Below are 21,166 nucleotides of genomic sequence, written 5' to 3' on the forward strand. Positions count from 1 at the left end.
ATTCAATGGCTTTCATTGCAGCAGAAACCAACATCGGCGGCTCCGATGTTCCAGGCATCACCGTCCTGGTGCCGGCAGCCGCCTCGGCGGGTGACCTGCTCATCGTCACGGTCACCCTCCAGGCGGATGAGGTCACGAGCGTCACCTCTGGTTTGACCCTGGTTACCGAGTCATCTGGCACTACTCAATCCGCCGGTCGCATCGAGGTCTACAAGGGCACGGTCACATCCGGCGGCGCGCTGGACCCCGGTGACACTATCCTGCTCACCATTCCGTCTAGCTCCCCGTGGGCCGTTTCCTGCGAGGCGTACGACGACGATGACGTGCTGGATTTCGCGGTCAGCTACCCCGCGTCAGGCAGCGTCTCGACGGTGACCTCGCCGGGTGCAACGGCAACTCAGCCGTGCATCGCCAAGCACATGTACGGCGTCATCTCCGCTGCCTCTGTCACCGGTTCGCCGATCACCTGGACGGCGCACGCCAGCACGACCAAACGCGTAGACGTGTGCTGCACTAACGCTGTGGCCGGGGGTACCCGCCAGGGCCTCCACATGACCGCAGACGAGACAGTCTCCGGTGCGGGTGCTGTATCCGGTCGGCTCGCCACGCCGTCGTCCAACGTTCAGGGTCAGTCCATCACCCTTCTCATCGGCACAGCCGTGGCCCAGCCCACGGCCAACGCCGGCCCGGATCAGTCCGTCGCCGCGAGCGCTGTCGTCAACCTTGACGGCTCCGCCTCAGGCGGAGCGGGCGCACCGTTCACCTACCAGTGGACGCAGACCTCGGGCACCGCTGTCACGCTGAACGACGACACGGCCGAAAACCCGACCTTCACCGCTCCGGCCGCCAGCTCCGTGCTGGTCTTCAGTCTGGTGGTCGAGGACGTCAGCAGCGTTCCGTCCCCGGCGGACACGGTCACCATCACGGTGACCGGCGCTGAGGACATCGCGGTTCCCGTTGCTGACGTGGATGTCGCTGGCTGGACCTTTGTCGGCGCCGCCACTGCGTGGCAGGCGCTGTCCGATGGGACGGACGCCACCTACATCGTCAGCCCCGAGAACCCGACCGACGAGGACTGCCGTGTTGACCTGTCCGAGCTGACCGACCCCGATTCCGGGGATACCGTCCTGATCCGCGTGCGTGCCAGGCGGCAGGATGCCGCCAGCGCGACCGTGGGCGTTCAGATCGTTGAAGGTGCCAGCACGGTTCGAGCGACACTCACGGCTCAGGCCATCGCTTCCGGGGACACCTTCACGGAGTTCACGTATCAGTTCAGCCCTGCTGAGATCACGGGCGTTGTTGACTGGGCCGACTGTGCCGCCGTCCCGATCGTTACGGCGGTGGCGGCATGAGCGCGCCGCAGGTCGACATCTCGCAGATCACGGTGGAGCGTGCCGCGCCATACGTGGACATCTCTCAGGTCATCGTGGAGCGCGTCCCGGCCGATGAGGACGAGTCGTGAACCTCATCCAGTACTGCGAGACGCATCGTTCCCCGCACTGCAAGCCGGCCAAGTGCCCCGACGTCCGGCTCTACCACTGGCACCCGGCCACTCAGCACGAGGTGACGTGTCAGGGACCGCACTGCGGGAAGACCTTCACTGCCTCCCGCTCGACAGCCAAGTACCACGCCGATAGCTGCCGTCAGGCAGCCAACCGAGCCAAGCCGCGGTTGTCACGCTAAGCCCCCTGAAATAGGGCGCCGGGTACTCGCGTACCCGGCTGCCCTGCCAGGCGTTTCTGGCCCCACGGAGCGCCGGAAACAGGGGGTCTGCCCCCGCCTTAGCGTGACGCCTGGACCTCCAGGGGGACCACTCATGAACCGCCAACTCGTGATGCCGCCGAGAGCCATCGCGGCGTACGCCCACTACCTCAACGTCCCCGTCCGGGACGACGGGGTTGTCGTGGTCTGCGCCGAGCTGTGCCGGCCGATCTCATGCCGGCACGACCGGCTCACTGTCACACCGAAAGCCCAGGAGGAGAACCGTGCCCGAGTACCGATGGAGCCCACTGACACTGGGACGCCTGACCGAGTGCCCAGTGTGCGGACCCCCGGACGATGGAGACGAGCGCTCGACTGGCTGGCGGTGGCGCTGGGGCTCGGCTGACCCGAGTACTGCTGAGCGGGTCTGTGCATGGCACCTCGACCTGAGCGATTGGGCCGGCCAGTTGGGCCGGCTCCGCTGGCCCACACGGCTCGTGGTGCAGGGGCGTCGCAGGGTCGAGGGCAGTCGCAACTTCGTGTCGTTCACGTGGCACCCGGACGACTGGGAGGGCTCCAGCGGGAGCCCCACCCATGACGAAGCGGTCAGGGTCGAGGAAGTCAGCACCCTGGTCTACCCCATCGATGAAGAGGCCGACCTAGTCGCGGCGTAGCTCGCGGCGCACGTCCTCGGCACGAACCCACGCCAACACCTCCTGTCGAGGCCAGGACGGCGACGTGCCGGGGACCTCGAAGCTGACCATGACGTGGGTAGTCGTCCATCGTCTCGCGGTGGCGGCCTTGAACAACTCCCCGATCTCGGCGTCGACCAGCCGCACGAAGCACGGGATCGCGTCCTGGTTCCGCGCCGGGATACCCTGCGGTGGGTGCTCTTCGTTCGCGTACCGCCCTGCCATAAAAGCCAGAATAGAACTAGTGTTCGACTCTAGTCGAACGCTCCGACACTCTCGTCCGGGCACATGGCACTACCGGCCGCCGTGACGATGGATGCGTCCGCCTGGGCGCCCTGGCGGGCCGTCTCGGACATGAACCCATCCGCCGACCCGCCCTTGCTGAACCACGTGCATACCTCGATGCCTGCATCGATGAGCATCGCCTCGACGTCCGCATGTTCGCCCTGCAGTGCCATCGACCAGATGGGGTCCAGGAGCGAAAGTGCGTTCAGGTAATCGGCCTGCTGGTCAACTGTCGGCCGGTACTCGTCGGATGAGCATCCCGACAGTGCCAAGGCGACGCCAACCCCCATGATCCACAGTGCCCTCATGATGCCCCCCAGCTCATGACGATGACCTGCACGCTACTCCGCAGGTCGGACACATCAGAGACGCAGAACGCCCCTTCCCGGTTGACGCTGGGAAGGGGCGTTCTTTGCGTGTGGGCTAGGCAGTTGCGCGCTCGTAGATGGTGCGCACGGTCATGGCCGACCACCGCTTGGCCCGCCGGGGCTTGCGCCCCTCCTGGTCCAGAGTGGCTGCGATGGTGCGGTACGAGGTGCCGGCCTGGCGTAGCTCGACGATCCGGGCCTTGGTCACCTGCTCGACCGGGTCGGGCACCTCGTCTCGATCCCGGCCCTTGCCGTGGCCCTTGTACCCGAACGCGTAGCTGCCGGTCGCCTTCTTGCCAGCGGCGGCCTTCGCCGCCCGGCCGTCCTTGAGCCGCTTGACCACCATCAAGCGGTCAAGCTCGGCGAACACCCCGACCATCAGGCGCATGGCCGTGCGCATCGGGTCGGACGGGTCGTCCTGCATGACCTCGCCCTGGTCAGCCGTGAACACCCGGTAGCCCCGGCACCACACGGCGGCCAGGATCGCCTCCTGAGTGGTCACGGCACGGGCCAGGCGGCCCAGGTTGGCCACGATGAGGCCGTCAGCGCGTTCGAGGTCTTGGAGGGCGGCGGACAGTCCAGGGCGGTCCACGGCATCGGTGGCCCCAGAGATGGCGTCCTGGTGCCAGGAGATCACCTTGTGGCCGTTGGCCTTGGCCCAGCCCTTGATGTCCGCACGCTGAGCGTCCGGGCCGTAGGCGTCAAGCTGCCCGTTGCTACTCACCCGGAGGCAGGCCACGAGCTTCATCGCTGAACGTCCTTCGGGTGTGGGCTCATGTACCGGACCCGGCCACCGCACTTAGGGCAAGTGTCCGTGTGGCTGCCGCGAGAAACCGAGCCGCCGGGGCATGTGCAGATGTGCTCTGCGTAGCTAGGACGGTCGTAACCGTCCCAGATAGGGTCATCGTCAAGCCACCGGAACAGTCTTCTGAGCATGTCGCCTCCCTCAGATCCGAAGATCGACGACACAGCTCCTAACTGTTGTTCTCTCGCTCCCCCGATTCCTGCGTTTCCGCAGGTAAGCATGCCATTCGGGCAATGCTGACTGTTAATCAGAGGGTTCCTGGTTCGAGTCCAGGTGCGGGAGCCAAGGACATCTGACCAGTGCAAACGCCCGAAAGGGCGGAGGGCTCCTGACGCACGAAGGGGACCGGCTCTCGCCAGTCCCCGTTCGCTCCCTGGCGGCCCGGTGGTGAGCCGGCCCGGCCCAAGGTCACATCCGAATCAAGAACGCCACCGCGAACAACGGCCAGAGATCCCGAAGGATCTGACCCATGATCTTGGTGTGACGGCGGAACCTCTCCAAGCGCTCCAGCGTCGTACGTCCTCGCCTGCTGTAGTGGCTCACTAAGGATTCCTCCTGAGTGCTGAGGGCACCGAGTGGACCGCGTCAACAGTCCGCCCGGTAGCCCATCTCTGGACTACTTCGGGCGGATTCCCGATGTAGTTAGCTGATCAGCATGACACTGAGCCATGTTCCCCGTCAACGGGTAGGCTTGGTCATGGCTGGGTTAGGTGCGTCAACACCAGTGATCCCAGCTAAGCCCTGGTGCGTGCTGTAGTGGCTCCGCGCCAGGGCTTCTTCATGACCGCCTACCTTCCAGGTCGCGGGGCGACTCGCCAGACGTCCTAGCTCGGACCCACGCGAGCATGACTGAGTTGGGGAACGCCTGGTCAGCATGATCGACGAAGGACACCATCACGTGAGTGCGCGTCCAACTCCAAGCCTCACCCGGCAGGTATCGCTCCCCAAGTTCGGAGTCCACCAAGCGCACGAAGATCGGCCGTGACCGCCATCGCCGCAGCGATGGCGGTCACGTGGGTTGACCTGAGTCAGCGAAGCCAGAACGAGTAGAGGTCGGCGCCGGTGATCTCGAACCGGATCCGCACCTCCTGACCTTGCAGGGCCGACAGGTCGCGCTTGCCCGACCACGCCAGCACGCCGTCCAGGGTGTCCTTGCGCACGCGCACCGAGTCGGCCAGCGAGTAGCCCGGGATGACCGCGGCGTTCTCGTCCAGCAGTTCGGCCCGCACGCCGCCCTGACGGGCCGACGGCGCCACGTTCACGTGCAGCGACGACCCGTCGACCGTCACCGGCATGGTCGTCAGGAGCCCCGGCCGGTCGCCGGCGTTGCTCATGGAGACGAACCCGTCACGGCGCCAGGTGGCGATCGACGTGGTGGTGCGGCGGTCGAAGGTGCCGTGGGTGCCGTCCCAGCCGGTGTAGAAGACCCGGACCGTGGAGTCGTCGATGACGGCCTGCGACGAGGCCATGACCATGCCGTCGTCCCGATCGCCCGCGGCAGTACGCGGGATGAGCGGGTCGCGCGACGGACGGTTCCAGCCGGAGTCGAGGTCACGGCTCGCGGCCACCTGCACCTCGATCGTGCCGTCGCCTCCGCTGCCCGGGACGCCGGTGCCGGTGACCTCGTACATGGCCGGAAGACCGATGAAGATCCCCTCGTAGGCGAACGACGGCAGGCTGTACACCTGCATGTCCGAGGCGCCGCTCGCCGTGGCCTGAGCCTTGTCGCGGACGTCGGCCTCGAGCGACACCACCGGGTCGGTGAACGTCACGAAGTCGTCGGAGAACGAGATGAACTGCACCCGGTTCTCGGCGCCCTGCTGGTTGGGCGGCATCGGCTGCTTGGTGATCGCGTAGTAGCGCTGCTCGTAGGGGTCGTAGCCCAGGTTCTGCACGTCGCCGTTCGGGATCACCGGGTTGGCGGCGTTCGGCGTCCAGTGGATGCCGTCGGGCGAGGTGTAGGCGTGGTAGCCGCGCGGGTTCGGCTTGAACGCCAGCATCTTGTACCGGCGGTCGGGATCCGGGTCGGCGGGATCGTAGAGCACGGTGCCCGGCGCGTCCGTGGAGTAGATGTTGTTCGCCGTCGAGCCCTGGTACTCGTGCAGGCCCAGTTCGGGCTTGGTCCAGCGCACGCCGTCGACGCTCTCGGCGTAGAGCCCGTAGTTGTGGAAGTCGACCAGGCTGAAGGTGCCGTACCAGGCCTGGAACTTCCGCAGGTCGGGGTTGTAGAGAACGGTGTTGCTGTAGACGTAGTTGTTCGCCTCCCACGGCTTGTCCGCGGTCAGCGTGGGCGCGCTGCGCCGCGGCGGGTGCACGACGCGCTCCACGTCGGGCGACCTCGTGGCGATCCGGTAGTCGTCGACGAACAGTTCATGAGCGCCCGAGAGCGTGGGGTCGTAGTCGTCACGAGGGCCGGTGAGGGTGACGTCATCGATCAGGCTCACGCCGGCCGTCGTGGAGCCGCCGTAGAGCATCACCCGCATGCGGGTGGCGCCCATCGGCGCCTTCGCCGTCACGACCTGCTCGGTCCACTCCGTGAGCGTCCCGGGCCGTGTGTCGGCGGTGCCGACGAGCGCCCCGGCGTCGTCGTGGAAACGGATCGTCAGCCAGGCGGTCGTGCCGGACAGCGTCCGCATCCAGGCCGAGGCGCGCACGTCCTGCCCGCCGAGAACGTCGACGAACGAGCTCTGCAGGCAGACGATGCCCCCGGCGGTCGGGTCGGTGAGCTTCGCGCTGCGCTCACCCGAATGCGCGTCCTCGGTGGTCGGCTCCACGGTGGTGCCGCAGGCCGGTGACGTCAGCGGGAACCACCCGGCGATGGCGCCGTCCGCGGTGACGTCCTCGAAGCCGGGGTTGTCGATGCCGGCTTCGATCGCTGCGACGTGTGCCTCATCGGCCGGGCCTGCCGCGTCGGTACCGGATGCGGGCTGCACCATGCCTGCCGCGAGCGCGGTCGAAACCGCGATGATCCCCGTTCTTACGGCGAATCGTCTCATCATGCCGCGCAGTCTGGCAGACCACGGCACCCTTTGAAATCGATGGTTCCAGCTGCTGAAACCCCTAGCGGCGCACCGGGTAGCGCAGGTGCAGGGCCCGGCGGCCCTGCACGACCGCCGGGTCCTCGAGCAGCTGGTGGCCGCCGCCGAGGGTCGAGAAGTACGGGATGCCTTCGCCGAACAGCACCGGCACCAGGCTCACGCACACCTCGTCGAGCAGGCCGAGAGCCAGGGCCTGCTGCGTGACGTTGGCGCTGGCGATCGTGACGTCCTTGTCGCCGGCGATCTGCTGGGCCCGCTCGACCGCCGCCGCGACACCGTCGACGAAGGTGGTGGTGGGCCAGCGTTCGGCGGCGTCGGCCGGCGGCTGGTGCGTCACCACGACGACGGGCGAGCCGGCCGGGTGCTTGTCGCCCCAGCCGTCGGCGATGTCGAACAGCCGTCGGCCGGCGATCAGCGCGCCGACGTTCTCGGTGAGGTCGCGCAGCACCGTCGCACTCGCGTCGTCGACGGCGAAGCGGACGGTCTCGTTGGGGTTGTCGACGGCGACGTCGCCGGCTTCGTACCACTCGAACAGCTCGCCGATGCCGTCGTCGGGCTGGGCGATGAAGCCGTCGAGGGACATCGTCATGTGGCTCAGGACCTTGCCCATGGGGACCTCCTCGGTTTCCAGTCTGTACCGACCGCGTGCGGCCGGAGAACTCATCGCGGCAGTGCCGACCAGAGGCCGCAGCGGTGGTCGTCAGCGAACGGCGTCGGCGCGACGGCGGCGGACGACAGGCCGAGCACAGCGCCGGTCGCACCGAACTCGGGCCAGACCGGCCGGCCGGGGCCGTTCGGGTCACCGGTGCGGGCGAACGCCGTCCAGTAGTCGATCATCGTCGCGGACAGCCGCTGCTGGTCCGCGTCGAGCGGCGGGTACGGATCCCACGCCATGTCCAGGTCCCACAGGTACGACAGCTCCAGCCCGTGGAACGCGCCCATCGGGAAGCCGTCCTCGACCTCGCCGCTGTCCTCGGCGAACTCGTAGGCGTAGACCGGCTGGTGGGCCGCGGCGTCCTCGGCCGTGCGCAGCACCGGGCAGGTTCCGATACGGCCGCCCCAGTCGGTGAGCACGGTCGCCAGCGCGACCGCCGGGTCGTCGCCCGGCGGGTACTCGGCCAGCACCGTCTCCGCGTCGGTGCCGAACAGGCCGGTCAGCGCGGCGCGGTAGTCGTCCGCCGTCACCGTCTCGCCGACGACGAAGGCGCGCATCTCGTCCCGCGCGGCGCCGACGAGCAGCGGCACCCGCGCCGCCGACCCGTCCCGCAATGCGTCACCCGGCTGGACGGGCAGCGACTGCGTCCCGGCGACGGGGTTCCACGGGCCGTCCGCCACGCGCGACGTCAGTTCGGTACCGGTCCGGGCCAGGACGCGGACCAGCTGCTCCGGCGCGACATCGCGCAAGCATGCGGCGGCGTCGGCGTCGGCGTCGGCCGCGTCGGCCGCGTCGGCCGCGTCGGCCGCGTCGGCGTCGGCTCCGGCGGCGTCGGCGCAGCCGAGGTCGGCCGTCGCCCGCTCGCCGAACGCCTGCGCCGCGGCGAGGTCGGGCACGGGGTTGTCGCAGGCGCCGCTCTGCACGATCGCCCGGTCGAACAGGCCGCGCGCGTCGGGCGAGACGAGCTGGGCGCACACCGAGCGGGCCCCCGCCGACTGCCCGGCCAGCGTGACGTTGCCCGGGTCGCCGCCGAACCGGGCCGCGTTGCGACGCACCCAGCGCAGCGCCGCCGCTTGGTCCATCAGCCCGTAGTTGCCGCCCGCCGCGTCCAGTGCCGGCGCGGACAGGAACCCGAGCGCGCCGAGCCGGTAGTTCACGCTCACCACGACGACGTCGCCGGCGGTCGCCAGCCGCGCCGCGTCGTACTCGCGGGCGCCGCCGCTGGTGAAGCCGCCGCCGTGCAGCCAGACCAGCACCGGCAGCCGGTCGCCGCGCCCGGCCCGCGCCGGCTCGGCGCCGCTTCGCACCGGCTCGGCGCCGCTTCTTGCCGGCTCGGCGCCGCTTCTTGCCGGCACGGTGACGTCGAGGTACAGGCAGTCCTCCTGCCCGACGATGCCCTGCATGCCGCCCTGCGGACAGTACGGGCTCGGCGTCGTCGCGTCCCTGACCCCGCGCCACGGCCGCACCCCGGCGGGCGGCCGCCAGCGCCGCTCCCCCACGGGCGGGGCCGCGTACGGGATGGCGGAGTAGCTGACGTGGTCGTCGGCGACGGTGCCGCGCAGCCACCCGGAATCGATCCGGACGACGCCCGGCTCCGGCCACCCGACGTCCGCGGCCGCCGCGGGGGCGGCGGTGACGGCTGTGGCCGAGGGGGCGGTGACGGCTGTGGCCGGGGCGGCGGTAGCGGCCGTTGCCGGGAGGGCGGCGGCGACGGTGGCGAGGAGGGCGGTGCTGACGGCAACGGCGGGCAGGGATCGGAGGAGAGCACGCATCGACATGGCGGTCAGTCTTCGTGGCCGGGGCCGGCGGCGCGTCCGTCCAGCGGACCCATTTCCAGTACGTCGAGCCGCGTACTCCGTACGGCGATCCGCGTACGCTGACGCCGTGACCAGGTACGTGATCGGCGCCGACGTCGCGTTCCGGCTGGCCGCCGAGCGGAGCACCGTCGCGGCCGAGCACCAGCTCGTCGCGCCGACGCTGCTCCGGTCGCAGCTGCTGGCCGACCTGTACCAGGCGGTGCTGCGGGGTGAGCTGTCCCGCAAGGAGGCCGACGCCCGCCTCGACTACGTGCGCGGGCTGCGCATCCGTCTCCTCGGCGACCGCGTGCTGCAGGCCGTCGCGTGGACGATCGCGGCCGACCTCGGCTGGCCCGACACCTACGCCGCCGAGTACGTCGCATTGACCCGCCTGCAGGCCGACGCCTTCGTCACCCTCGACGCCGCCCTCGCCGAGGCGGTGCGCGACGTCGTCACCGTGGCCCCCTTCGAGTCGTTGCTCTGAATCGCGCCTTGCGAAAACAGTGTCCGCAGGACACTATTGTTCTCCATTGAAATAGTAGACCGGCGGACACAGTGACGCCGCCGTGAGGAGGAGGACGCCATGACAACCGGCAGCGGCAGGGTGACCTGCGATCTCTCGATTACCGCCGACGGCTACTCGGCCGGGCCGGGCCAGACCGAGGAGCGCCCGTTCGGCGCCGACGGTGGTGACGGCTGGGGCAGCAGGCTGCACGCATGGATGTTCGACGACCCCGAGCAGAGCCGGGCCGAGATCGACCAGATCAACGCCGCCCAGGCGTTCGTCATGGGCCGCAACATGTTCGGTCCCGTGCGCGGCGAGTGGGATCGCGAGTGGAACGGCTGGTGGGGCGACAACCCGCCGTTCCACGCCCCGGTCTTCGTGCTCACCCACCACCCGCGCGACCCACAGCCGATGGACGGCGGCACGACGTACCACTTCGTCACCGACGGCATCGAGCGGGCGCTCGAGCAGGCCCGCGCCGCGGCCGGCGACGGCGACGTGTCGATCATCGGCGGCGCGGCCACGATCAACCAGTACCTCACCGCCGGCCTCATCGACGAGCTGCGCCTGCACGTCGTGCCGATGACCCTCGGCGCCGGCACCCGCCTGTTCGACGGTGTGCCATCGCTGCGGCTGGAGCAGGTGGGGTCGCGCGCCGCGGCCGGCGTGACGCACCTGACCTATCGCGTGCTGCACTGAGCCATCCGCGCCCAGCTCGCTGCGCTGAGCTCGGGTCGGAGCGGCCAGGTCAGGGAACTCCCGTGACCAGACCGGACGCCGACCAGCGCGACGCGCGGCAGCCCAACGCCAGGCAGACCAAGGCACGGCCCGCCGGCCGACGCCGATCAGCGCTCCGCGCCCGGTCGCCGTGCGCCCTGTCGACGTGCGCCCAACCGGCGCGGGCGAGCCGGCGCAAGTCTGGCCTCCGCAGGGCGGGCCGGCGCGAGTCGGGCCGGCGCAGTGCCGGCCGGCTCGCCAGCCCGACCGACACCAGCGCGGCGCACACCAGGCGCGCGGCAGGCCGAGCCGGGGCGGGCGGCCAACACGGCGCGCGGACGGCCGCCCCGACCGAACACGGCGCGCGGCAGACTGGCAGGCGCCCATCAGGGCGGGGCGGAGCGGGCCAGCGCGATGCGCCGTCGTCCGTCCCGACCCAACACGGCGCGCGATGAGGCGGCGCCGATCAGGGCGGGGCGGGCTCAGGGCGGCTCCGCGAAGGTGTCGGCGGCCGCCTGGATGCGGGCGAGGTAGCCGCGCCACGCCTCGTCGTCGCCGAAGTCGTCGTGGTCGGGACCGCCGCGGCCGTCGATGAGCTCGCGGACGATGTCGGCGTGGCCGGCGTGCTGGGCGGTCTCGGACAGCATGCGGATGAGCAGCACACCGAGCGTGGTGTCGGCCCGCTCGGCCGGCCAGTGCGGCACCCGTCCGGGCGCGTCGAGGTCGAGCTCGGCCAGCGTGGCGTCGCCGTGGGCGCAGGCGCGGTGGTACAGCCCGAGGATGTACTCGCTGGACTGATCGGGCGTGACCCACATGTCGGCGCCGTCCCAGATCGAGCCGTCTTCCTCCCACGGCAGCGTCTCGGGTGGTGGCCGGCCGAAGGACGTGCCGAGGTAGACGTACTCGCCGCCGGCGACGTGTTTGACCAGCCCGAGCAGGTTGGTGCCACTGGGCGTCAGCGGCCGGCGCAGGTCGTACTCGCTCAGCCCGTCGAGCCGCGAGAGCAGCCCGGCACGCGCTTGCCGCAGTTTGTGGTGCAGCTCCGACTTGAGATCCGCCATGGACCCACCCAACCACCCGGCACCGACAAGGTCGGCGAGAATCGGACGGGTGAACGCCTGGGACCAGGACGGCTTCGGCGTCCGCGTCGACTGGGGGCCGGCCGGCGCGCGGCGGCTCGCTCTCCACGTCGCCTGCCTGGTCGTCGTCGACGTGCTGTCGTTCACGACGGCGGTGTCGGTGGCGGCCGACGCGGGCACGACGGTGTATCCGTACGCCTGGCGCGACGAGTCGGCGGCGACCTACGCGGACACCGTCGGCGCCCGTCTGGCGGTGGGCCGGCGGGCGACCACCGCGGCGCATCCGTGGTCGCTCTCGCCGGCGGCGCTGCGGGCGGCCCCGGCCCCGTCGCGGCTGGTGCTCCCGTCGCCGAACGGGTCGGCCATCGCGGCGGCGGCGCGGGACGACGGCGCGGTCGTGGTGGCGGGCTGTCTGCGCAACGCGGCCGCGGTCGGGCGGTGGCTGACGGCGTCGGGCTACGGCGCGGCGGACCGGCCGGTCGCCGTCGTCCCGGCGGGCGAGCGCTGGCCGGACGGCAGTCTGCGCCCGGCGCTCGAAGATCTGCTCGGCGCCGGCGCCATCGTCGGCGCCATCGGCGGCGGGCACCTCTCCCCCGAGGCGATCGCCGCCCGCGCGGCTGCCGACGCCGTCGAGGATCTGGGCGCGACGTTGCGGGAGTGCGCTTCGGGCCGCGAGCTGATCGCGTACGGCTTCCCCGCCGACGTCGCGATCGCTGCTGAGCGCGACGCCAGCGACCTGGTGCCGGTGCTGACGGACGGCGGGTTCAGCGCGGCGTGATCGACGCGGCTCGTACCGGCGTCGTGCGGAGGACGATGCGACCGGCGATGAGGTAGGTATGACCCGCCCCTCGAGGGAGGGTGCCCACCCTACGGGCGGGCACCGACAACGTCGCCGCGCTTGGGCGGCGCCGCCCGACCGGCTCACCATCGCGGCCGCGCCGCCCGAACGGCCGGGCCGCCGTGCGGCCGTGCGGCCGTGCGGCCGAGCCGCCGGACGCACGAGCCGAACCGCCCGCGTCGCCGTGCCGCCGAGCCGCCGGACGCACGAGCCGAACCGCCCGTGCCGCCGAGCCGCCGAGCCACCCGAACCGCCGGACGCACGAGCCGAACCGCCCGTGTCGCCGTGCCGCCGAGCCGCCGGACGCACGAGCCGAACCGCCCGTGTCGCCGAGCCGCCGAGCCACCCGAACCGCCGGACGCACGAGCCGACCCACCCGTGCCGCCGCGCGGCCGAGCCACCCGAACCGCCGGACGCACGAGCCGAACCGCCCGTGTCGCCGTGCCGCCGAGCCGCCGGACGCACGAGCCGAACCGCCCGTGTCGCCGTGCCGCCGAGCCGCCGGACGCACGAGCCGAACCGCCCGTGTCGCCGTGCGGCCGAGCCACCCGAACCGCCGGACGCACGAGCCGACCCACCCGCGCCACCGACGGCCGAGGCGCCGAGGCGCGGCACCGGCGACCTGGTGCCAGCGCTGACGGACGGCGGGTTCAGCCGGGCGTGACCTCTCGGAACGCCGCCGCGATCCGGTCCAGTCCGGCCGGCACGTCCGCCGCGTCGATCGCCCCGTACCCGAGCACCAGCCCCCCGCGCCCGCCCGCCTCTGCCCGATACCGGCCGAGCGGCTCGACGAGCACCCCGCCGGCCCGCGCCCGCCCGGCCACCGCGTCCGCCACCGCGTCCGCCGTCGCGGCGTCGCCGGAACGCAGCAGCGCGCACACGTGCAGCCCGGCCGCGGTGGCGTCCCGTGGAGTGGTGGAGTTCGTGGCCCGCTTGAGCGTCGTCGTGTCGACGGTGGTGTTGGGCGGCCATCGTGCGACGGTCAGTGAGACCTAGCGATGGAACTCACGGAAGGACACGACGCACGATGGCCTTGGACCATGCTGCCCTACTTGAGGTGCTCGAGGTGATGCGGGCCGCTGATGTGGATGATCGGGTCCGTACCGCGGCGCAGGGGATGTATCAGGCGTTGATCGATGCCGAGGCGACGGCGGTGATCGGTGCTGGCCCGTGGGAGCGCAGCGCGGAGCGGACCGCGCAGCGCAACGGCTCGCGACCCAGGGTCCTGACCACGACCGCGGGGGATCTGGAGTTGCGGATCCCGAAGCTGCGCACGGGGTCGTTCTTCCCGTCGCTGTTGGAGCGGCGCCGGCGGGTGGACCAGGCCCTGTTCGCGGTGATCATGGAGGCGTATCTGCATGGGGTGTCGACCCGCAAGGTCGATGACCTGGTCAAGGCGCTGGGCGCGGACAGCGGGATCTCCAAGTCGGAGGTGTCGCGGATCTGCGCCGATCTCGACGAAGAAGTGGGTGCGTTCCGGGACCGGTCGCTGGGCGAGACGACCTATCCGTACGTGTTCCTCGACGCGACCTACTGCAAGGCCCGGGTGAACCGCCGCGTGGTGTCCCAGGCGGTGGTCATCGCTACCGGCGTCACCGCCGACGGGCGGCGCGAGGTGCTCGGGTTCGACGTCGGCGACAGCGAGGACGGCGCGTTCTGGACCGCGTTCCTGCGCTCGTTGAAGGCCCGCGGGCTGGGCGGTGTCCAGCTGGTCATCTCCGACGCCCACACCGGCCTCAAGCACGCCATCGCCTCGGTGCTGATCGGCGCGGCCTGGCAGCGCTGCCGGGTGCACTTCCTACGCAACGTGCTCGCCCAGGTCCCCAAGGGCAACGCCGAGATGGTGGCCGCGGCGATCCGCACGATCTTCGCCCAGCCCGACGCCGAGCACGTGCACGAGCAGTTCGACGTCATCGCCACCATGCTCGGCCGGCAACTACCCAAGGTCGAACAGATGCTGCGCGACGCCAAGGACGATCTCCTCGCGTTCACCACGTTCCCGATCAGCCACTGGAAGAAGATCTGGTCCACCAACCCGCTGGAACGGCTGAACAAGGAGGTCAAACGCCGCACCGACGTCGTCGGAGTGTTCCCCAACCCCGCCGCCCTGCTCCGCCTGGCCGGATCGGTCCTCGTGGAGGCCCACGACGAATGGCAAGTCACCGCCGAACGCCGCTACCTCTCCGAAACCTCCATGGCCCTGCTCAACGCGCCGGCAACCAACAAGGAGGTGGCCAAACCCGAACTCATGACGGCATGATCAGCACACTGACCCCGCACAGTGGTCGAAGAACTCCACCACCCAGCGGGACGTCACCCCGGCCGCCGACGGCACCGGCTCGAGGTACGGCGCCAGCGCACCGTCCAGCCCGGCCAGCAGCGCCGACCGCCGCTCGCCGTAGACCTTCGCCGTCCGGCGGATGTGCCGCGCCAGCAGTCCCTCGTCCATGAACCGGGCCAGCGCGGCCTCCGTCGCGACCGGACCGTGGCCGTCGGCCAGGCTGCGGGCCGTGCGCACGGCCCGGTGCAGCCCCGGCGGCACGACGACGAAGCCGAGCCGCAGCCCCGGGAGCAGCGTCTTCGAGAACGTCCCGACGTAGACGACGCGCCCGCCGGCGTCGAGTCCGTGCAGCGGCTCGAGCGGCCGGTCGGCGAAGCGGTACTCGCTGTCGTAATCGTCCTCGACGATGCCCGCGTCGTGCGCGCCGGCCCAGGCCAGCAGCTCGAGCCGGCGCGGCAGCGACATCGCGACACCGAGCGGGAACTGGTGCGACGGAGTGACGTACACCAGACGCGCCTCGGCCGGCAGCCGCGACACCACCAGCCCGTCGCCGTCGACGGGCACGCCGACGACCCGCGCGCCGTACGCCGCGAACGCCTCCCGCGCGGGCGGATACCCCGGCTCCTCGACGGCGACGACGTCACCCGGCGCGAGCAGCACGCGCGCGACGAGGTCGAGGGCCTGCTGGGCGCCGCCGGTCACGACGACGTCGTCGGCGCCGGCCCGCACCGACCGCGCGTAGCCGACGTACCGGGCGACGGCGTCGCGCAGGCCGGGATGGCCGGCCGGGTCGGCGTAGCCGGCGGGCTCGCGTCCGTGCCGCCACTCGGCCGCGATCAGCCGCCGCCAGGTGTCGTACGGGAACAGCCGGGCGTCCGGCACGCCGACGGTGAAGTCGTACCGTGCGGCCGCCCGCGGCCCGGGCGACCACGGCGCCGCCACCCAGCCCGGCCGCGGCCGCAGTCCCCCGTCGCGCGGGGCCGGCGACGCAGCCCCGCCCGCCTGCCCCACCGCGCCCGCGCCCACATCCACGCCCGCGCCCGCGCCCGCCGCGACGAACGTCCCGGCGCCGACCCGGCCCTCGAGGAAGCCCTCGGCGGTCAGTCGCTCGTACGCCGTCGCCACCGTGCCGCGCGACACGTCCAGCGTGCGGGCCAGCTCGCGCGACGGCGGGAGCCGGTCGCCGGGCCGCAGCCGCCCGTCGCGCACGCCGTCGCGCAGGGACCGGTAGATCCGCGCGACGAGGTCGCCGCGGCCGTCGAGGCTGACGTGGAACTCCATTGGACCAATCAACTGGGCGTGAATTGTCACTGTGGCGAGACCAATGTAGCGCCGTACGGTGACGCCATGACACGCATGGACATCGCCGCGCTCGCCCCCGCGGCGTACAAGGCACTGATCGCCCTCGACAGCCGCTCCCTCCAGGGCGACCTCCCGCCCGGCCTGCTCGACCTCGTGAAGCTGCGGGTCAGCCAGATCAACGGCTGCGCCTACTGCGTCGACTCGCACAGCCACGACGCCGTGAAGGGCGGCGAATCCCCGGCCCGCGTCTACGCCGTCGCCGCCTGGGACGAGGGCCCGGCCTTCACCGAGGCCGAGCGGGCGGCGCTCGCGCTGGCGGAGTCGATGACGCGGCTCAGCGAGGGCGCACCGCGCGTGCCGGACGACGTCTGGGAGCGGGCCCGCGCCCACTACGACGACGCGCAGCTCGCCCAGCTGATCATGGTCATCACGACGATCAACGCGTGGAACCGGGTCAGCGTCGCCGTCCGCATGACCCCGGAGTCGTTCGCCTGAGTACCTTGCAGGTATGGGTGACGAGGACGCCGCGGTCGTGCGGGCCGTGGGTGCGCGGCTGCGTGGGCTGCGGCACCGGTCCGGGCTGACGCTGGCCGAGCTGTCCGGACGCACCGGCATCACACCGAGCACGCTGTCGCGGCTCGAGACCGGCCGGGTGCAGCCGACGCTGGGTCAGCTGCTGCCGCTGTCGCGGGCGTACGGGGTGCCGATCGGCGAGCTGGTCGACGCGCCCAGGGTCGGTGATCCGCGCGTGCACCTGCGGCCGGTGCGGCGGTTCGGCCTGACGTTCGTGCCGCTCACCCGGCAGGCGGGCGGCGTGCAGGCGTACAAGGTGCTGTACCCGCCGGCGGCGACGCTGCCGCCGCCGGAGCTGCGCACGCACGACGGTCACGAGTGGTTCTACGTCCTCTCGGGCGCCGTCCGCCTCGTCCTCGGCGGTGACGAGCACCTGCTGCGGGCCGGCGAGGCGGCCGAGTTCGACACCCGGACGCCGCACTGGATCGGCAACCCGGCCGACGGCGGTCTGGCGGAGGTCATCGCGATCTTCGGCACCCAGGGCGAGCGCGTCCACCTGCACGACACCTGACCCCGTTGCAGATCTGCACGACGGCGGGCGTCCGGGCCCGCGGGGCGCGGACACTGGCGTCATGGCACCCGAACGACGACGCGACCAGCCCCCGCCCCGGACCGGCTCCGACTCCGGCTCCGGCTCCGGCTCCGGCGAGAAGGACGTCCTCACCGGCTTCCTGACGTACCTGCGCGAGAGCGTCCTGGCCAAGGTGGACGGGGTCCCGGAACCGGAGGTCCGCACGCCGGGCGTCCCGTCCGGCACGAACCTGCTCGGGCTGGTCAAGCACCTCGCCCACGTTGAGCGCGCCGTCTTCCTCGGCGAGCACGTGCGCAGCTGGCCGGCGACCTTCCACGCCGGTCCGGACGAGACCGTGGCGAGCGTCGTCCAGGACTACCGCGACGCCATCGCCGCCGCCGACCGCGCCGTCGCCGCGTGCCCCGGCCTCGAGCACCCCTCGCACACCGGCCGCCGCGCGCCGTCGATGCGATGGGCGCTGACCCACCTGATCGAGGAGACCGGCCGCCACGCCGGGCATCTCGACATCCTCCGCGAGCTGATCGACGGCCGGACCGGACGGTAAATCGCTCGCCCGGACCGCGGCCCACACGCGACCATGCCGGCATGTCCAACGTCGAGTACGGCGACCCCGAAGTGGCGCTGCCCAACGAGATCCTTCGCTCGGTGGTCGGTTCCGGCGTGCACGGCATCGTGATCGCCGGCACCGACGATCACGACGAGATGGGCGTCTACATCGAGCCGCCCGACCGCGCCGTCGGGCTGCTGCAGCGGCAGCCGCACTACATCTGGCGCACACAGCCCGAGGGCGTGCGTTCCGGCCACGGCGACACCGACCTCGTCCTCTACTCGCTGCGCAAGTACCTCAAGCTGGCGCTCAAGGGGAATCCGACCGTGCTGCTGCCGCTGTACGCGCCGGACGCCGACCTCGTCGTGCGCACTCCCCTGGGTGACGAGCTGCGGGCGCTGGCCGGCGAGTTCTTGTCGCGGCAGGCGGTCGAGCGGTTCCTCGGCTACATGCACGCCCAGCACGAGCGCATGCTCGGCACCGGCAAGCGCAACCGGGTGTCGAACCGGCCCGAGCTGATCGAACGGCACGGCTGGGACGTCAAGTACGGCAGCCACGCGCTGCGGCTGGCCTACCAGGGCCGCGAGATCGCGCTGGACGGGCGGCTGAGCCTCCCGCTGCGCCCGGACGAGCGTGCGCGGGTGCTCGCGGTGAAGCGCGGCGAGGTGGCCCGCGACGAGGTGTCGGCGGAGATCAGCGCGGTCGAGGCGGAGGTGCGGACGGCCCTTGCCGGCGGCCGATCGCCGCTGCCGGAACGGGCCGACCACGACCGCATCTCCGCGTGGGCCGTCGAAGCGCAGCGGCGGCACTGGGGCTGGACGGCCTGATTCGCCGGCGTCGGCGCCGGCGTCGGGTTCGAGGGGGGCCGGGTTCGGGACGTCAGACGACCGGGAGGCCGGGGCGCCGCCGGGCCAGCCCAGCCGGCGGCGTCCCCAGCCCGGCCACCCAGCCGGGCCACCCGCCCGGTCGGCGCTGGTGACCGGCCTGGTCATCGGGGCGAAAGCGGGTATTGACGACCGTTTCGCGGTGAGTCATCCTGGGGTCGTCAGGCCCAATTCGTGTGAACGGCCCCCGATCCGCGCGGCACTTTCTCGCCGCCAGAACCGCCGGCCGCTGGGTGGCCGGCAATTCGCGTCGGCGCCACATAGGAAATCCCGGTCTGGGTCGACGTGCGCCCGGCATCGACGCTCCGTTCTCGGCGGCGGAGTGGGCCGGTCGCGGACTGGAGGGGTGCCGTGACTCCCGCGTTCACCGGACTGCGCTCGCTCGCGCGACTGCGCCGCTGGCTGCTCGGACCGGAGCAGCCGAACCTGAGCCTGCGGCTGTCCGCCGGCGTGGTGGCGGTGCTGGCGCTGCTCGTGATGGCGAGCGTTCGCTGAGGTAGGTAGACCCCGCCCGGCCCGGGTGGGGCCCACCCTACGGGCGGGCACCGACAGACTCGCCGCACGACGTGGTCGACGCGTGCCGCACGACGTGGTGGACGCGTGCCGGTCGACGGGGGCTGCGCGGGCTGCACGACGTGCTGGACGCGTGCCGGTCGACGGGGGCTGCGCGGGCCGCACGATGCGGTGGACGGGTGCCCGACGACGTGGGGTGCGCGGGCCGGTCGGAGCTGCCGTCGCAGCGCCGGCCGACTGCGGTACGGCCGGCGACGCGATCCGCGGGTGGCGCGGATCAGGGCGCCTACCGGCGACGATGCCGCCGTCACACCAGCGCGGCGCCGGACCGCCGGCCACTGGAACCTCAGCCGCCGGAGCCCCGGCCTGACGAGCGCCCGGCGCGCCCGGCCCAGCCGGCCCGACGAGCGCCCGGCCCATCCCGAACCGGTGGCGGACGGGTGACCGGAGCAGGACCGGTGGACGTGAACCGGTGTCCCTCGCGGCGCATGTGACCACCTCACCTCGGACGAGCGTCATCGCCCGGCGGCCATGCGGACCGCCGGTTGCGCTCGTCCGTGGTGGCGCGCCACAGGCTCCGGCCCTGCCCTGCGGTGACCCACACCACTGACGACTGGGACCGTACCGACGGCCGGTCACTGACACAACCGTTACCTCACGGTAACTTGCAAAAGTCCTTCGCCGCTCGACCTAAGTCCTCGACCGGACGGCCGCCCACCATGGCGCCGGCGGGAAACCGTCCCTACCGAACGCCAACACAGGCGACACCTGCGTCTTTTCGGCCGAATCGGATCTGGAACGCAGACGGCGCGAAGCGTTACCGGCCGGAGCATTTGTCGACGAACGTGAAACTTTCCGTTGACGTGCATGCAAAAGCCCCTTTACTGTGCGGAGCCATGTACGGGTCGGAGTGGATCAGCGACCGTCGGGGGTCGTCCATGCCCTGCGGTGGTGATGCCGGCCCCACCCCCGGTCTCCGGTGCTGGCGCCCCGGGACTCACGGAATGGAGACCCCATGGCTGACAACCCCGTCCGACGTGGCTGGCTAGGGCACCTGACCCGCCGGTCGGTGCTGGCCGGCGCGGTCGCGAGTGCGGCCTTCCCCGCCGTCGCCGCGGCCTCGAGCGCGGCGACCGCGAGCCCCGCGCCGGGAACGCGCACGGCCCGGGCGAGCGGCACGACCCACCGCGTGACGATGTACGCCGAGGCGCTGCCCGGCGGGCTGATCGGCTATGGCCTGGCGCCCGGCGAGGCGACCATCCCCGGCCCGCTGCTGGACATCGTCGAGGGCGACACCTTGGAGATCACGCTGGTCAACACGACCGACCAGCGGCTGTCCATCCACCCGCACGGCGTCGACTACGACGTCTTCTCCGACGGCTCCGCGTTCAACGCGTCCTACAACCTGCCGGGCGAGACCCGCACGTACGTGTGGCGCACCCGCGAGCGCACGACGACGGGCGGACGGGCCTGGCTGCCGGGCAGCGCGGGCTACTGGCACTACCACGACCACGCCTACGGCGACCACGGCACCCAGGGCCTGCAGAAGGGCCTGTACGGCGGCCTGATCGTCCGCCGCAAGGGCGACCTGCTGCCGGACAAGACGTTCGTCGTCGTGTTCAACGACATGACGATCAACAACAAGATGGCGCCCGAGACGCCGATGTTCGACGCCGTGCTGGGTGAGCGGGTGGAGTGGCTGGCGATCGGCCACGGGAGCATGGAGCACACCTTCCACGTGCACGCCCACCGGTGGGCCGACAACCGCACCGGCTACCTCGACGGCCCCAACGACCCCACCCCGGCCGTCGACAACAAGGACCTCAACCCCGGCAGCTCGTTCGGGTTCCAGGTGATCGCCGGCGAGGGCGTCGGCCCCGGCGCGTGGATGTACCACTGCCACGTGCAGTTCCACTCCGACGGCGGCATGTCCGGCGTCTTCCTGGTCCGCAACGAGGACGGCAGCATCCCCGACCACGCACAGGAGGCGATCGACCGCTACCACGCAGGACACGGAGGAGGACACGGGGGCCACGCCGGCTAGGCGGGACCGCC

At 71.6% G+C, this 21,166-nt stretch carries 20 protein-coding genes and 1 tRNA gene; 12 read left to right on the forward strand and 9 right to left on the reverse strand.

What is annotated here, in order from left to right; all coding sequences use genetic code 11:
* The first annotated feature begins 5 nt into the window (after positions 1–5).
* Complete coding sequence (locus tag BLU82_RS18270) at positions 6–1,352, forward strand: hypothetical protein (RefSeq protein ID WP_092622553.1); 1,347 nt, start codon at positions 6–8, stop codon at positions 1,350–1,352.
* 1,008 nt (positions 1,353–2,360) lie between these two features.
* On the opposite strand, the gene BLU82_RS18280 is transcribed toward BLU82_RS18270, so the two are convergent.
* From BLU82_RS18280 to BLU82_RS18290, 3 genes are all read right to left on the reverse strand, one after another.
* A complete protein-coding gene (locus BLU82_RS18280) occupies positions 2,361–2,618 on the reverse strand; it encodes a hypothetical protein (protein WP_092622555.1) in 258 nt (85 codons plus the stop codon).
* Between the two features lie 29 nt (positions 2,619–2,647).
* A complete protein-coding gene (locus BLU82_RS18285) occupies positions 2,648–2,986 on the reverse strand; it encodes a DUF732 domain-containing protein (RefSeq protein ID WP_092622556.1) in 339 nt (112 codons plus the stop codon).
* 115 nt (positions 2,987–3,101) lie between these two features.
* Positions 3,102–3,794 carry a recombinase family protein gene (locus BLU82_RS18290; protein ID WP_092622557.1) on the reverse strand — a complete coding sequence of 231 codons (693 nt, stop codon included), beginning with the start codon at positions 3,792–3,794 and terminating at the stop codon, positions 3,102–3,104.
* Positions 3,795–4,048: 254 nt separating this feature from the next.
* On the opposite strand from BLU82_RS18290, the gene BLU82_RS34235 reads away from it, so the two are divergent.
* Positions 4,049–4,136, forward strand: a tRNA-OTHER gene (locus BLU82_RS34235).
* A gap of 743 nt (positions 4,137–4,879) precedes the next feature.
* Here the strand turns inward: BLU82_RS34235 and BLU82_RS18295 are convergent.
* The 3 genes from BLU82_RS18295 to BLU82_RS18305 all read right to left on the reverse strand — a co-directional run bounded on the left by BLU82_RS18295 (position 4,880) and on the right by BLU82_RS18305 (position 9,322).
* Positions 4,880–6,850, reverse strand: coding sequence for a hypothetical protein (locus BLU82_RS18295; RefSeq protein ID WP_157741103.1), 1,971 nt, complete (start codon positions 6,848–6,850; stop codon positions 4,880–4,882).
* A 61-nt stretch (positions 6,851–6,911) separates the two neighbouring features.
* Positions 6,912–7,499, reverse strand: a complete 588-nt coding sequence (locus tag BLU82_RS18300) for a dihydrofolate reductase family protein (RefSeq protein ID WP_092622559.1) — start codon at positions 7,497–7,499, stop codon at positions 6,912–6,914.
* A 50-nt stretch (positions 7,500–7,549) separates the two neighbouring features.
* Positions 7,550–9,322: a carboxylesterase/lipase family protein gene (locus tag BLU82_RS18305; RefSeq protein WP_197682303.1), complete on the reverse strand. Its 1,773-nt coding sequence runs from the start codon at positions 9,320–9,322 to the stop codon at positions 7,550–7,552.
* Between the two features lie 106 nt (positions 9,323–9,428).
* On the opposite strand from BLU82_RS18305, the gene BLU82_RS18310 reads away from it, so the two are divergent.
* Together BLU82_RS18310 and BLU82_RS18315 are read left to right on the forward strand one after the other, a co-directional pair.
* Positions 9,429–9,824 carry a type II toxin-antitoxin system VapC family toxin gene (locus tag BLU82_RS18310; RefSeq protein WP_092622560.1) on the forward strand — a complete coding sequence of 132 codons (396 nt, stop codon included), beginning with the start codon at positions 9,429–9,431 and terminating at the stop codon, positions 9,822–9,824.
* 99 nt (positions 9,825–9,923) lie between these two features.
* Positions 9,924–10,544, forward strand: a complete 621-nt coding sequence (locus BLU82_RS18315; RefSeq protein ID WP_092622561.1) for a dihydrofolate reductase family protein — start codon at positions 9,924–9,926, stop codon at positions 10,542–10,544.
* Positions 10,545–11,044: 500 nt separating this feature from the next.
* Here BLU82_RS18315 and BLU82_RS18320 read toward each other — a convergent pair whose 3' ends face one another.
* Positions 11,045–11,623 (reverse strand): DinB family protein, encoded by a 579-nt coding sequence (locus BLU82_RS18320; RefSeq protein ID WP_092622562.1) that lies wholly within the window; start codon positions 11,621–11,623, stop codon positions 11,045–11,047.
* Between the two features lie 49 nt (positions 11,624–11,672).
* Here BLU82_RS18320 and BLU82_RS18325 point away from each other — a divergent pair, with 49 nt between their 5' ends.
* Positions 11,673–12,419: a 2-phosphosulfolactate phosphatase gene (locus tag BLU82_RS18325; RefSeq protein WP_092622563.1), complete on the forward strand. Its 747-nt coding sequence runs from the start codon at positions 11,673–11,675 to the stop codon at positions 12,417–12,419.
* Positions 12,420–13,129: 710 nt separating this feature from the next.
* On the opposite strand, the gene BLU82_RS18330 is transcribed toward BLU82_RS18325, so the two are convergent.
* A complete protein-coding gene (locus BLU82_RS18330) occupies positions 13,130–13,360 on the reverse strand; it encodes a hypothetical protein (protein WP_092622564.1) in 231 nt (76 codons plus the stop codon).
* Positions 13,361–13,506: 146 nt separating this feature from the next.
* On the opposite strand from BLU82_RS18330, the gene BLU82_RS18335 reads away from it, so the two are divergent.
* Positions 13,507–14,739, forward strand: coding sequence for an IS256 family transposase (locus tag BLU82_RS18335; protein WP_092619626.1), 1,233 nt, complete (start codon positions 13,507–13,509; stop codon positions 14,737–14,739).
* Here the strand turns inward: BLU82_RS18335 and BLU82_RS18340 are convergent, their stop codons facing one another.
* Positions 14,740–16,041, reverse strand: coding sequence for a PLP-dependent aminotransferase family protein (locus tag BLU82_RS18340; RefSeq protein WP_092622565.1), 1,302 nt, complete (start codon positions 16,039–16,041; stop codon positions 14,740–14,742). It lies immediately after the preceding gene.
* Positions 16,042–16,107: 66 nt separating this feature from the next.
* On the opposite strand from BLU82_RS18340, the gene BLU82_RS18345 reads away from it, so the two are divergent.
* The 6 genes from BLU82_RS18345 to BLU82_RS18365 all read left to right on the forward strand — a co-directional run bounded on the left by BLU82_RS18345 (position 16,108) and on the right by BLU82_RS18365 (position 21,155).
* A complete protein-coding gene (locus tag BLU82_RS18345; RefSeq protein WP_197682304.1) occupies positions 16,108–16,557 on the forward strand; it encodes a carboxymuconolactone decarboxylase family protein in 450 nt (149 codons plus the stop codon).
* A gap of 13 nt (positions 16,558–16,570) precedes the next feature.
* Entirely contained in the window at positions 16,571–17,146 is a 576-nt protein-coding gene (locus tag BLU82_RS18350; RefSeq protein ID WP_092622567.1) for a helix-turn-helix domain-containing protein, read from the forward strand.
* A gap of 61 nt (positions 17,147–17,207) precedes the next feature.
* Entirely contained in the window at positions 17,208–17,711 is a 504-nt protein-coding gene (locus BLU82_RS18355) for a DinB family protein (protein ID WP_172885644.1), read from the forward strand.
* Positions 17,712–17,752: 41 nt separating this feature from the next.
* The gene (locus BLU82_RS18360; protein ID WP_092622568.1) at positions 17,753–18,541 is read left to right on the forward strand and encodes a DNA polymerase beta superfamily protein; all 789 of its coding nucleotides are present in this window, start codon (positions 17,753–17,755) and stop codon (positions 18,539–18,541) included.
* 408 nt (positions 18,542–18,949) lie between these two features.
* Positions 18,950–19,093 carry a hypothetical protein gene (locus BLU82_RS34240; RefSeq protein ID WP_157741104.1) on the forward strand — a complete coding sequence of 48 codons (144 nt, stop codon included), beginning with the start codon at positions 18,950–18,952 and terminating at the stop codon, positions 19,091–19,093.
* Positions 19,094–20,126: 1,033 nt separating this feature from the next.
* Complete coding sequence (locus BLU82_RS18365) at positions 20,127–21,155, forward strand: multicopper oxidase domain-containing protein (RefSeq protein ID WP_092622569.1); 1,029 nt, start codon at positions 20,127–20,129, stop codon at positions 21,153–21,155.
* The last annotated feature ends 11 nt before the right edge of the window (positions 21,156–21,166 follow it).

This window comes from Jiangella sp. DSM 45060, from assembly GCF_900105175.1.
GTDB lineage: Bacteria > Actinomycetota > Actinomycetes > Jiangellales > Jiangellaceae > Jiangella.